The sequence below is a fragment of the Mesorhizobium sp. XAP4 genome, from assembly GCF_029269325.1.
Taxonomy (GTDB): domain Bacteria; phylum Pseudomonadota; class Alphaproteobacteria; order Rhizobiales; family Rhizobiaceae; genus Mesorhizobium; species Mesorhizobium ciceri.
Map to the genome: position 1 here is coordinate 812,518 of NZ_JARIXW010000002.1, position 12,976 is coordinate 825,493.

Genomic DNA, 12,976 nt, shown 5'->3' on the forward strand with positions numbered 1-12,976 from the left:
CGTTCGATGACCGGACTGGTGCTGGAGCGATTACTCGCCGACGAGACCCAGACAGCGCGGCTGGGCGAAGATCTGGCGCTGTCGCTGCGCCCAGGCGACGTGCTTGCCCTGAAGGGCGATCTGGGCGCCGGCAAGTCGACGCTGGCGCGGGCCTTGATCAGGACCTTGGCCGACGATGCCGGCCTCGACGTTCCGAGCCCGACCTTCACGCTGGTGCAGAGCTACGACACCCGCATTCCGGTGCATCATTTCGATCTCTACCGCCTGTCCTCGGCCGACGAGATCGATGAGCTTGGTTTCGACGAAGCCTTGGCGCAAGGTGCTGCTTTGGTCGAATGGCCGGAGCGGGCGGAAGCCCATCTGCCGAAAACCACGGTCCTGATCGAGCTCGTCCAGCATGGCGACGGCCGGCTGGCACGATTGTCGGGGCAGGGACCTGCCTTCGATCGGGCCGCACGGTCGCTGGCCATGCGCGACTTTCTCGTGAGCGCCGGCTGGGCGCAAGCGCAGCGCCGCCATTTCATTGGCGATGCTTCTGCCCGCTCTTACGAGATCGTTTCGCTGCCGGGCCAAAAGCCGCAAGTGCTGATGAACTCGCCACGGCTGGTGCTCGGCCCGCCGGTCCGCGACGGCAAGCCCTATGCCGAGATCGCCCACACCGCCCAGTCGGTTTCCGCTTTCGTCGCCATCGACCGCGCCTTGAAGGCAGGCGGCGTCAGCGTTCCGGAAATCCATGCCGAGGACCAGGAGCAGGGATTCCTGCTACTCGAACATCTTGGCTCGGAAGGGTTCCTCGGCAGCGATGGCCAGCCGCTGCCCGAGCGCTGCGCGGCGGCGGCCGAGCTGCTGGCCATGATGCATGGCAGGACCTGGCCGCAGCGCCTGGAAACAGGGCATGGCGGCTTCCACGATGTCCCGCCTTTCGACCGCGAGGCCATGATGATCGAGGCCGATCTGCTGGTCGACTGGTACGTGCCGGCAATAACGGGCAGCCCGGCAAGCGGTGCCTTGCGCGCCGGCTACCACAAGCAATGGGGCGCGCTCCTCGACCGGCTGCACGGCCGCGAATATACGCTGATGCTGCGCGACTTCCATTCGCCCAACATCATCTGGCGCGGCGACCGTTCAGGGCATGATCGGCTGGGCATCGTCGATTTCCAGGACGCGCTGATCGGCCCGTCCGCCTATGACGTCGCCTCGCTGGCCATGGACGCGCGTGTTACGATGTCGCCCGAGATCGAGAGAAAGACGCTGGATGCCTATGTCGCGGCGCGCCACGCAGCCGGTGCTTTCGACGAGGCAAGCTTCCTGGAATCCTACGCCATCATGGCGGCGCAACGAAATTCCAAGATCCTCGGCATCTTCGTCCGCCTCGAAAAGCGCGACGGCAAGCCCTATTATCTAAAACACCTGCCGCGCATTCGCGATTATCTGCGCCGGGCCTTGTCTCATCCGGCGCTGGCAAGCCTGCGCGAGTTCTACGACGCCCACGGTTTGCTGGAGGAGCGAGCGCTGTGACAGCAGGACCGGACACCGCCATCGTACTTGCCGCCGGCCTTGGCAAACGCATGCGGCCGATTACCGACACCATTCCCAAGCCGCTGGTCAGGATTGCCGGCAAGACGTTGCTCGACTGGAGCCTCGACAGCCTGGCTGCCGCCGGTGTCGCGAAGGCCGTGGTCAACGTCCACTATTTTCCCGAACAGATCGTCGCCCATGTCGCCGCCCGCCGCGCGCCAAAAATCGTCATTTCCGATGAGAGCGAACAACTGCTCGATTCCGCCGGCGGCATCGTCAAGGCGCTGCCGGAACTGGGCGAGCGACCCTTCTACATCCTCAATGCCGACACCTTCTGGATCGATGACGGTCCTCTCAATCTCCAGCGCCTCGCCCTTGCATGGGACGCGGCGAAAATGGATATTCTGCTGATGCTGGCGGATCTCCAACAGGCGACCGGACACTGCGGCAGCACCGATTTCCTGGTGGCGCCGGATGGCGGCTTGCGGCGTTCAAAGGGGGATCCGGCGGGGCTGATCTATGCCGGCGCGGCGATCGTCCATCCGCGCCTGTTCAAGGGCGCACCGGCCGGGCCGCACTCGCTCAACGCCTATTTCGATTCCGCCATCGCCGCAGGGCGCCTGTTCGGCATGCCCCTGCATGGCCACTGGATCACCGTCGGCACGCCCGATGCCGTACCGCTCGCGGAAGCGGCGGTCGCCGGTGCGCTCATCGAGTCGCAATGAGCGGCTCCAGCCGCGTTTTCTCGATCCCGCCCGGAGCGCCGTTTCTGCCGACGCTTGCCGAGGCGCTGCTTGCCGGCCGTCTTGTTCCGGGGTTTCGATTCGACGGCGACCCGCTCGGTTTGGCCGATGCCACCATCTATGTGCCGACACGCCGTGCCGCGCGTGCCTTGCGGGGTGTCTTCGTCGACAGCCTGGCGGCACGCGGCGGCGGCGGCTCGGCGATCCTGCCGGTCATCCGGCCACTCGGCGAATTCGACGAGGATGAGGCCGCGTTCGAGACCGAGGCATCGGCGGCCATCGATCTGGCGCCGCCGATTTCGGCAACCGAACGCCTGTTGCTGCTGACGCCGCTGGTGCGCGCCTGGAAACGCCGGCTGCCGGCGCATGTCGCCGCCCTTTTCGCCGAGGAGATCGTCATCCCGGCTTCCACCGCCGACGCGATCTGGCTGGCGCGCGATCTCGCCCGGCTGATGGACGAGATCGAGACGGAAGGCACCGACTGGGCCAAGCTCACCGATCTGGTGACCGGCAATCTTGCCGGATGGTGGCAGGTGACGCTCGAATTCCTCGGCATCGTCACCGAAGCCTGGCCGAAATTCCTCGCGGAAAGCGACTGCTCCAATCCGGCCGCGCATCGCAGCGCGCTGATCCGCGCCGAGGCGGCGCGGCTGCAGCGCAATCCGCCCGTCGGCCCGGTCATCGCCGCAGGCTCGACCGGCTCGATACCAGCGACGGCCGAATTGCTTGCCGCGATCGCGCGCCTGCCCGGCGGCGCCATCGTGCTGCCGGGTCTCGACCGGACGCTGGACGAAGCGTCGTTCCAGGCGATTGCCGCGCCTGGCGCGCGTCCAGCCGTACTCGGCCACCCGCAATATGGCTTGGCCAGGCTGATCGGCAAGATCGGCGTATTGCGCGGCGACGTCGAGGAGATTGGCGTGGCCGAACCGCGACGTGCGCTTCGCGCTGCCCTTGTCGGCGAAGCGCTGCGGCCGGCCGAAACCACCGAACTCTGGGCCGAGACACGTGCCGGTTTCCCGGCGTCCGACATTGCCGGCGCCTTCGCCGAGGTGACCTTGCTCGAAGCCGCCAGCGAACGTGATGAGGCCGTGGCCATCGCCGTCGCGCTCAAGCGCGCGGTCGAACATCCCGGCCAAAGGGCGGCTCTCGTCACCGGCGACCGCGCATTGGCGCGGCGCGTCTCGATCGAGCTCCAGCGCTTCGGCGTCGTTGCCGACGATTCCGGTGGCACACCGCTCGCCAACACCCCGGCGGCCAGCCTGCTCAGGCTGGCGCTCGAGGCACTGTTCCGGCCAGGCGATCCGGTTGGCCTGCTGTCGCTGCTCAAGCATCCGCTGCTCGGCCTCGGCCTCGAACGGGCCGATGTGCGCCACGCGGCGGAGCTGATCGAACTGGTGGCGTTGCGCGGCGGCACAGGCCGCCCCGACATCGTTTCGCTACCGGAACTGTTCGAAGCCCGCCTCACCGGCTTGGGCGGCGGCAGCCGACAGCCCTTCTGGTTTTCCCGGCTGACCGTGCGCTCTATCGAAACTGCGCGGAATTTGCTCGAACGTCTCAAGCAGGCGCTGGCGCCGCTCGCAGCCTTCCGAGGCCGGGATGACGCCGACCTTGCCGCGCTTGTCAGGGCCAGTGTCGTGACACTCGAAAATCTCGGCCGCTCCGCCGACGGGGGTCTTGGCGAGATCTATGCCGGTGACGCCGGCGAGAAGCTTGCCGAACTGCTGCGCGGGCTGGTCGCGGCTTCGGCTTCGCTGTCCTTCGCGGCGACCGAGTGGCCCGACATCATGGCGGCGCTGATCGCGCCTGAAACGGTCAAGCCGGCACAAGGCACCGACCGGAACATCGCCATCTGGGGCGCGCTGGAAGCCCGGTTGCAGACGGTCGACACGCTGGTCATCGGCGGGCTCAACGAGGGCGTATGGCCGCGCAAGCCAGAGAGCGACCGCTTCATGTCGCGGCTGATGAAGACCGGCATCGACCTCGAGCCGCCCGAGCGGCGTATCGGCCTTGCCGCGCATGATTTCCAGATGGCCATGGGCGCCGGGAAGGTGGTTCTGTCCCGCTCGGCACGTGCCGGCGATGCACCCGCCGTGCCGTCGCGCTGGCTTCAGCGGCTGCTCACCTTCATAGGTAATGACCAGGCGGCCGCGCTGCGCCGGCGCGGCGACGAATTGCTTACCTGGGCGCGCGCGCTCGATACCGGCCCAAGGCAGGATTTCGCGCCACGGCCGCAGCCGAAGCCGCCGCTGTCGGTGCGCCCGACGCATTTCTCGGTCACCGAGATCGAGACCCTGCGCCGTGATCCCTACGCCGTCTATGCAAGACGCATCCTCGGCCTGATGCCGCTCGATCTGGTTATTCGCGACCCCGGTGCGGCCGAGCGCGGCACGCTGTTTCACGCCATCCTGTACCTGTTCTCAGGCAGCGTCGCCGATCCGCGCGCTCCCGATGCGCTTGCGGGCCTCATCGCCGCCGGCCGCGCCTGCTTTGCCGAAGCCGCCCTTCCGGCCGACGTCGAGGCGGTGTGGTGGCCGCGCTTCGAAAAACTCGCCGCCAACATCATCGAGTGGGAGCGCACGCGCGCTGATGCTGTGACAAGGCGCCATGCCGAGGAGCGCGCCGGAAAGACCGTTGTCGGCCAGTCCGGCGTGACGCTGTCCGGCTACGCCGACCGGGTCGACCTTCTGGCCGGCGGCATGGCCGACATACTGGACTACAAGACCGGCTCCTCGCCGTCCAAGGCGCAGGCGCACACACTGCTTGCGCCGCAACTGGCGCTGGAGGGCGCGCTGCTCAGGCGCGGCGCCTTCAAGGATTTGGGCGTGCGTGAGCCCTCTCAGCTGGCTTTCATCAGGCTGAAGCCGAATGGCGAGGTGTTCGAGGAATCCATCCTCGAACACAACCGCCAGCCGCGAACCGCGACCGATCTTGCCGAAGAGGCTTGGGCACGGCTGGAAAAGCTGCTGATCCACTATGCAGACCCTGCGACCGGGTATCTGTCGCGCGCGCTGCCGTTCCGCGAAGGCGAGACGGATGGCGACTACGACCATCTTGCCCGCGTGCTCGAATGGTCGGCAGGCGGCGATGGCGGCGACGAGGGAGGGGAGGCATGAAGAAGGCCTATCCCATTCCCAGCGACACCGCGACCAGCCAGGCCCGCGCCGCCGACCCCGGCAATTCCGCCTGGGTGTCGGCCAATGCCGGCTCCGGCAAGACCCATGTGCTGGCGCAGCGCGTCATCCGGCTGCTGCTGCGCGGCACCGATCCGTCGAAGATCCTGTGCCTGACCTATACGCGCGCCGCCGCCGCCAACATGTCGAACCGGGTCTTTTCGACACTGTCGGAGTGGACGACGCTTGGTGACGTGGATCTGGCGGCAAAGGTCGAGGCGCTGGAGGGGCGCCGGCCCGATCTCGAGACCATGCGCCGGGCGCGGCGCCTGTTCGCCGAGGCGCTGGAAACGCCCGGCGGGCTGAAGATCCAGACCATTCACGCCTTCTGCGAATCGGTGCTGCACCAGTTCCCGCTGGAGGCCAACATCCCGGCCCATTTCGAGATGCTCGACGGCCAGATGGAGGCATCGCTGTTTGCCGCGGCGCGCCGCGAGATGATTTCGGGCACGTCCGCCGGTGACAGGGATCTGGCCGAGGCTTTTGCCGCCATTCTCGATCGGGGCGGCGAAGCCGGGCTCGACGCCTTGCTGGGTGAGATTGTGCGCAAGCGCGACGGCTTGCGCCATTTCATCGACGCGGTCGGGCGCGATGGCACGCACTTCCAGGCCCTGTTCGACGAATTCCATTTCCATCCAGGCCAGACAGCCGAGGGCATAGCCGCTTCGGTATGGCCGTTGCCGGGCTTCCTGCCCGACTATTTTGCCGGCTTCGCCCACGCCGCCGAGGCCACCGACGCCAGATCGGTACTGAACAACATCCTGCCCTATGCGCGGCAGGCTTTTGCCGAGGGCGATCCCATTCGCCGCCTGCAACTGCTCGCGCGAGCCTTCCTCAAGACCGATGGCGACGCTTACGACCCGGCAAAGGCCTTCAAGAAGGCCCTGGTCGACCGGTTGCCGGATCTGGCGGAGCGTTATCTCTCGGCCGCCAACGCCATAGTCGAAACCACCGATCGGCTGGCCCTGTTCCGGATGCTTGAAGGCACGGCTGCCGCGCTGACCATCGCCGACTGGCTGATCGCCCGCTACGAAATGCTGAAGCGCAGCCGCGGCTTCCTCGATTTCAACGACCTGATCACCCGCACCGTCAACCTGCTGGCGCGGCCGGACGCCGGCCCCTGGGTGCAGTACAAGCTCGACCAGGGCATCGACCACATCCTGCTCGACGAGGCGCAGGACACCAGTCCGGACCAATGGGAAGTGGTGAAACGGCTGGCGGAGGAATTCTTTGCCGGCTTTGGCGCACGCGACAGGGTCCATCGCACGGTGTTCGCCGTCGGCGACGAGAAGCAGTCGATCTATTCGTTCCAGGGTGCGGCCCCGGACTCCTTCGCCGACAGCCGGCTGTTGTTTGCCGGACGAGTGCGTGACGCCGAGGCGTCCTTCGCCGATCTCAAGCTGACCTGGTCGTTCCGCTCGACCGACGATGTTCTGACCGCGGTCGACCGCGTCTTCGCCGATCCAGCCGTGCGGCGCGGCATCAGTCATGATCCCGATCCGCTTCGCCACCAGGCGATCCGCACCGACGCGCCGGGCTATGTCGAGGTGTGGCCGTCGGTCGGCGCTGAAGCCGTCGATGAGCCAGATGACTGGACACAAGCCATCGACCATGCCCATGCGCCGGCGGTGCGCGTGGCCGAGAACGTCGCCGCCACCATCGCCGGCTGGATCGGCAGTGGCGAAATCATCGAGGGCCGCGGCAAGCGGCTGCGGCCGGGCGATGTGCTGGTGCTGGTGCGCAAGCGCGATCGCTTCGTCCATGCCCTGACCCGCGCACTCAAACGCCGCGACATTCCGGTTGCCGGCGCCGACCGGCTGAGCCTGCCCGGGCACATCGCGGTCAAGGACCTGATCGCGCTCGGTCACCTCCTCATCCAGCCGCAGGACGATTTGTCGCTTGCCGCCGTGTTGCGCAGCCCGATCTTCGATCTGCCGGAAGAGACGCTGTTCATGCTCGCCGCGCAGAGGCCGTCGGGTCTGTCGCTGATCGCGTCGCTGCGACAGCACGCCGGCGACAGCGAGAGACTGGCGAAGATCGTCGCCCAGGTCGACATCTGGACGAACGAAGCCGCGTTTAAGCCGGTGTTCGAATTCTATGCCGCCCTGCTGGCGCGCGATGGCGTGCGCCGCAAGATGATCGCGCGGCTCGGGCCCGAAGCCGGCGATATTCTCGACGAGTTCCTGAGCTTCTGCCTCGCCGAGGAGCGAACCGGCCTGCCGGGGCTGGAAGCCTTCCTGTCGACGTTGGAAAACGCCGGTCCCGAGATCAAGCGCGAGATGGACCAGACCCGCGACGAGGTCCGGGTCATGACCGTGCACGCCGCCAAGGGCTTGGAAGCGCCCGTCGTGTTCCTGGTCGATGGCGGTTCCGCGCCGTTCAGCGACCAGCATTTGCCGCGCCTGATGCCCTTCGATGGCTCCGGCGCGAACTGGGACGGCAAGGGCTATCTCTGGCGCTCGGCCAGCGAGGTCGCCAACGGTTTTTCGAAAGCAGCGGCCTCAAGGGCACGGGAACTCGCCGACGACGAATACCGCCGGCTGCTCTATGTCGGCATGACCCGTGCCGAGGACCGGCTGATCGTCTGCGGCTATCATGGCAAGCGGGCGCCGAACGCCGGCACCTGGCACTCGATCGTCAGCCGCGCGCTGATCGGCGCGTCGGAGAGCGAGCAGCGTGCGCATCCCGCCGGCGGCGAGCCGGTGCACCGTTTCCATGTCACCAAGCTGCCCCCCGTCGCGCCAAGTTCCGCCGAGCAGGTACGGCAGGCCGACGCTTTCGCGCCTTTGCCGGCGACGCTGTTCCGGCCCTTGCTGCCCTTCGAGGATCTGCCGCGTCCGTTGTCGCCATCGGGCGCCTCGGCGCTGATCGACGAAGGCAAGCAAGCCGTTGTCGACAAGGCGTCGCCGGTGCTCGACGCCGACGCCGAGCCCGGCTTTGCCGTGCTGCGTGGGCTCGCCCTCCACAAACTGCTGCAGATGCTGCCCGGTATTGCCGAGCCCGAACGTGCGGGAGCGGCAGAACGCTATCTCTTGCGAACCGGTGCGGACTGGCCGCCATCAGAGCGTGAAAAGGCCCTGGCGTCGGTCACATCGATCCTTGCCGATCCCGGCTTCGGTCAGCTGTTTGCGCCATCGTCGCGTGCCGAGGTTGCGATCATGGGCAGCCTGGAGGTCAAGGGCAAGAAGCGCTCGATTTCCGGCAAGATCGACCGGCTGGCGGTAACGCCGGACACGGTATCGATTGTCGACTACAAGACCAACCGGCCGGCGCCCGCCAGTCTGGCCGAGGTGCCGCCGGCCTATGTCCTGCAGTTGGCGCTCTACCGCGCGCTGTTGCAGCCGCTCTATCCCGGCCGCACGGTCAAGGCGGCCTTGCTGTTCACCGAGGCGCCGCAGCTGATCGAACTGCCTGCCAGCGCCATGGACGACGCCCTTGCTCGACTCACGGGAGCGTGACACAACACCTGCTTGAAGAAGGGCGCGATCACCACCACATTTGGTGGGACAAAAACTTTCAAAAGGATTTTTCCATATGGCAACCGTGAAGGTCGACAAGAGCAACTTCCAGGCTGACGTGCTTGACGCCAACGTACCGGTCGTCGTCGATTTCTGGGCGGAATGGTGCGGTCCCTGCAAGATGATTGCGCCGGCGCTCGAAGATATCGCCACCGAACTTGGCGCCAAGGTCAAGATCGCCAAGCTCAACATCGACGAGAATCCGGAGCTTGCCGCCCAGTTCGGCGTGCGCTCGATCCCGACGCTGATGATCTTCAAGGGCGGCGAAATGGCCGACATGAAGGTCGGTGCCGCGCCGAAGACCGCGCTGTCGCACTGGATCAATGGCAACCTCGCCTGACCCATCTGAAATTCCTGGTATCAAGCCCGGCCTCGCGCCGGGCTTTTTGTTGGCGTCATCGGTGCGTGGCTCTGGCTCTCGCATCCGGGCACTCCATGTCATCTGCTCGAGGCAGACAGGAGAACTCCATGACCGGATCCGCCAAGGCCACCGTCTTCATCGACAACGAGCGTGTCATCGTCACCGAATACCGCTTCGCGCCGGGCGAGAACACCGGCTGGCATCGCCACGGCCACGACTATGTCGTCGTGCCGCTGATGGACGGCAAGGTGAAGCTGTTGACCAAGGACGGCGAATCCTTTGCCGAGATGAAGAAGGGCGCGCCCTATTTCCGCAAGGAGGGCGTAGAGCACGACGTCATCAACGCCAATGAAGGCGAATACGCCTTTATCGAGATAGAGTTGAAGTAACGCCGCCTATCAATGCGCTGGAAATCCACCGCGTGATGGCACGCCATCAACTGCCACCTTGATGGCAGCGGTGGATCGGCCTATATCCGTTCTAAAAGGGAGTTCGAAATGGCCGAACCACAACTCTCAGTCCGAAGCGCAAAAGCACGCGACCTGGCTCATAGACTTGCTCGTCGTGAAAATCGTTCGATAGCCGATGTGGTCGAACGTGCGCTCGAATCCTACGAAATTCGTGAAGCTGGCCGTGAACCTGCTTCCACCTTCTATGCCAGCTTGACTGCAAACCATGGCGCCGACATCGATCTGGAAAAGATCATTCGCGAAGGCCGCCAGGTTCATTCGGGACTTGAGCTTTGATTTTCGTCGATACCAACGTGATTTCGGAGAGTCTGAAGAAGGCGCCGGACCAAGCTGTCCTGGCGTGGCTTGTCCGCAATGACGCTGAACTGGCCCTTCCCACAGTGACGATTGCTGAAATCGCCTTCGGCATCCAAAAAATACGGCCTGATGAGCGTGCCGATCGGCTGGAGCAGGGACTTTCCCGGTGGCGCCATCGATTTGCCGGCCGGATTTTTGGATTGACTGAAGATGCTGCCTTGGCTTACGGCGAGATCATGGGGGCCGCGACACGCCAAGGTCGCGGCATGTCAGCCCCCGATGGCATGATTGCGGCGATAGCGCGCGTGAACGGTGGCCGGCTGGCAACGCGCAATCTCAGCGACTTTGGCACCACCAGCCTTGATCTGATCTCACCGTGGGATTTCTGAAGGTCGAAAGCCAAGGTTCGGCCTCAGCCGCCGCAGCCACCCAAGGCATGAATAGTCGCCTGCTTCAGGTCGGCGGGGTGCCGTTCTCGGCCAGCACCGCTCCGGTCAGATACAACGAACCGCTGATCAGGATGCGTGGCGACGGGCCGTCCCAGGTGTCGCGCAGCAGCATCAGCGCGCTGGCGACGGAACTCACCGGCTCGGCGGTCAGCCCGGCTTCCGTTGCGCGGATCGCCAGTTCGTCGTTCGGCACGCCGGCCTCGCTGAGGCTCACCGGCACCGTGTAGACATGCCGGGCGAGGCCCTTGAAGGCACGGAAATAGCCGCTCTGGTCCTTGGTGTTGATCATGCCCGAGATGAGGAACAGCGGACGCGGGTTCTTCTCTTCCTGCTCGGCCAGCGCTTCGGCAACCACCACGCCGGCACCGGGATTGTGGCCGCCGTCGAGCCAGATATCGGCGCCCTTGGGTGCCAGTTCGGCCAGCCGGCCCTGCACCAGCTTCTGCATGCGGCCGGGCCAGGCGACATTGACCATCGCCTTTTCGGCGGCGCGATGGCTGATCTCGAAACCGGCCGCTTTGACCGCGGCGATCGCCGCCGCCGCATTGGCGAACTGGTGGCGGCCGGGCAGCCTGGGCGGCGGCAGGTCCATCAAGCCGTCTTCGTCCTGGTAGACCATGCGGCCGTTTTCCTCGAAGGCAAGGAAGTCTTGGCCGTAGACGAAGGTGGGGCATTCAAGCCGCTCGGCGGTTTCGATCAGCACCTGCAGCGCCGTTTCGCTCTCCTGCGCGCCGATGACCACCGGACAGCCGGGCTTGATGATACCGGCCTTTTCGGCCGCGATCAGTTCGACCCGGTCGCCGAGATAGGCCTCGTGGTCGAGCGACACCGGCATGATCACCGACACGGCCGGCTCCTTGATGACATTGGTCGCGTCGAAGCGGCCGCCGAGCCCGACTTCGATGATCGCAGCGTCGGCCTGGTGTTCGGAAAACAACAGGAAGGTGACGGCGGTGAGGATCTCGAAGACGGTGATCTTCTCGCCTTCATTGGCCCTGGCCGCACGGGCAATGGCATCGGCGAAAACCCTGTCCTCGACCAGCCTGCCGCCGCCATCGGCGGCCAGCCGGTAACGCTCATGCCAGTTGACCAGATGCGGCGAGGTGTGGACATGGACGCGGTAGTCCGCAGCCTCGAGCAGGGCGCGTGAAAAGGCTGCGCACGAACCTTTGCCGTTGGTGCCGGCGATGTGGATGACCGGGGGCAGCCGGTCCTGCGGATTGTCAAGCCGCTCCAGCAGCCGCGAAATGCGGTCGAGCGAAAGGTCGAAGCCTTTCGGATGAAGCGCCATCAGGGCTTCGATTTCGCGGTCGGCGGCAAGCGTCGTCATGGTGGAATCCTAGCGCATGGGCCTGAAAACCAGAATCGGTTTCGAATGGCCATGGCAATCAAAGGCTACAGCGCGCCGAAGCCCTCGTGCAATCGCGGTCGCGGCGCTTCGTGTCGCTTCAGGCTTGCGGCCGAGCTTCCGCGGCAACCACCGCCGGCGGCAGGATTTCCGGCTCCAGCGTTTTTTGCTCTTCCGGCAGCTTGAGCAGCATCTTGAGCAGGCGCGCGATCGTTTCACGCATTTCCAGCCTGGATACGACCATGTCGACCATGCCGTGCTCCATCAGATATTCGGAGCGCTGGAAGCCATCGGGCAGTTTCTCGCGGATGGTCTGTTCGATGACGCGCGGTCCGGCAAAGCCGATCAGCGCGCCGGGCTCGGCGATGTGCACGTCGCCCAGCATGGCGTAGGAGGCGGTCACGCCGCCCGTGGTCGGGTTGGTCAAAACGACGATGTAGGGCAGGCCGGCTTCCTTCAGCCGGTCGACACCGACCGTTGTCCGCGGCAATTGCATCAGGGACAAAATACCTTCCTGCATGCGGGCGCCGCCGGAAGCAGCAAACAGGATCAGCGGCCGCTTGCGCTGCAGGGCCACTTCGAAGCCGTGCACGATGGCGTCGCCGGCGGCCATGCCGAGCGAACCGCCCATGAAGGCGAAGTCCTGCACCGTGACCACAACCGGCAGACCCTCGACGGTGCCCAGCGCATTGATGATCGCGTCCTCAAGGCCGGTCTTGGCCTTGGCGTCCTTCAACCGGTCGACATAGCGCTTCTCGTCGCGGAATTTCAGCGGATCCTGCATGACCTTGGGGTTGTCCAGGGTCTCGTATTTGCCGCCATCGAAGAAGAATTTCAGCCGCTCCTTGGCCGAGATCTTCATGTGATGACCGGACGAGGGAATGACGAACTGGTTCGATTCCAGGTCCTTGTGGAACACCATCTCGCCGGTCTCCGGATCCTTGATCCAGAGATTCTCGGGCATGTCGGTGCGCCGGCCGAGCATCGAATTGATCTTCGGGCGAACGTAATTGGTGATCCAGTTCATCGCTTCGGCTCCTGTCCTGACGAAGAGTTGCTAATGCATGTCGCCCAAAAGTGGGAACCGGTTCTGGGATAACGG

Annotated in this window: 10 protein-coding genes; 8 read left to right on the plus strand and 2 right to left on the minus strand. The window is 65.4% G+C overall.

Annotated elements, in window-relative coordinates; genetic code table 11:
• The first annotated feature begins 6 nt into the window (after positions 1-6).
• The 8 genes from tsaE (at position 7) to P3C39_RS12945 (ending at position 10,466) form a co-directional block, all read left to right on the plus strand.
• The gene (tsaE, locus tag P3C39_RS12910) at positions 7-1,518 is read left to right on the plus strand and encodes a tRNA (adenosine(37)-N6)-threonylcarbamoyltransferase complex ATPase subunit type 1 TsaE (protein WP_224675085.1); all 1,512 of its coding nucleotides are present in this window, start codon (positions 7-9) and stop codon (positions 1,516-1,518) included.
• A complete protein-coding gene (locus tag P3C39_RS12915) occupies positions 1,515-2,243 on the plus strand; it encodes a nucleotidyltransferase family protein (protein WP_224675084.1) in 729 nt (242 codons plus the stop codon). Before tsaE ends, P3C39_RS12915 begins: the two co-directional genes overlap by 4 nt.
• Positions 2,240-5,374 carry a double-strand break repair protein AddB gene (addB, locus tag P3C39_RS12920; RefSeq protein WP_275953216.1) on the plus strand — a complete coding sequence of 1,045 codons (3,135 nt, stop codon included), beginning with the start codon at positions 2,240-2,242 and terminating at the stop codon, positions 5,372-5,374. The genes P3C39_RS12915 and addB overlap by 4 nt, the downstream gene beginning before the upstream one ends.
• Complete coding sequence (addA, locus tag P3C39_RS12925; protein WP_063171002.1) at positions 5,371-8,889, plus strand: double-strand break repair helicase AddA; 3,519 nt, start codon at positions 5,371-5,373, stop codon at positions 8,887-8,889. Before addB ends, addA begins: the two co-directional genes overlap by 4 nt.
• A 76-nt stretch (positions 8,890-8,965) precedes the next feature.
• Entirely contained in the window at positions 8,966-9,289 is a 324-nt protein-coding gene (gene trxA / locus P3C39_RS12930) for a thioredoxin (RefSeq protein WP_013528326.1), read from the plus strand.
• 128 nt (positions 9,290-9,417) lie between these two features.
• Positions 9,418-9,699, plus strand: a complete 282-nt coding sequence (locus tag P3C39_RS12935; RefSeq protein WP_013528325.1) for a cupin domain-containing protein — start codon at positions 9,418-9,420, stop codon at positions 9,697-9,699.
• Positions 9,700-9,807: 108 nt separating this feature from the next.
• Positions 9,808-10,056 (plus strand): type II toxin-antitoxin system VapB family antitoxin, encoded by a 249-nt coding sequence (locus P3C39_RS12940; protein ID WP_013528324.1) that lies wholly within the window; start codon positions 9,808-9,810, stop codon positions 10,054-10,056.
• Complete coding sequence (locus P3C39_RS12945; protein WP_013528323.1) at positions 10,053-10,466, plus strand: type II toxin-antitoxin system VapC family toxin; 414 nt, start codon at positions 10,053-10,055, stop codon at positions 10,464-10,466. The genes P3C39_RS12940 and P3C39_RS12945 overlap by 4 nt, the downstream gene beginning before the upstream one ends.
• Before the next feature lie 64 nt (positions 10,467-10,530).
• Here P3C39_RS12945 and P3C39_RS12950 read toward each other — a convergent pair whose 3' ends face one another.
• Both P3C39_RS12950 and accD read right to left on the minus strand, forming a co-directional pair.
• The gene (locus P3C39_RS12950; protein WP_024501984.1) at positions 10,531-11,856 is read right to left on the minus strand and encodes a folylpolyglutamate synthase/dihydrofolate synthase family protein; all 1,326 of its coding nucleotides are present in this window, start codon (positions 11,854-11,856) and stop codon (positions 10,531-10,533) included.
• Between the two features lie 118 nt (positions 11,857-11,974).
• A complete protein-coding gene (gene accD / locus P3C39_RS12955; protein WP_013528321.1) occupies positions 11,975-12,901 on the minus strand; it encodes an acetyl-CoA carboxylase, carboxyltransferase subunit beta in 927 nt (308 codons plus the stop codon).
• Positions 12,902-12,976 lie beyond the last annotated feature (75 nt).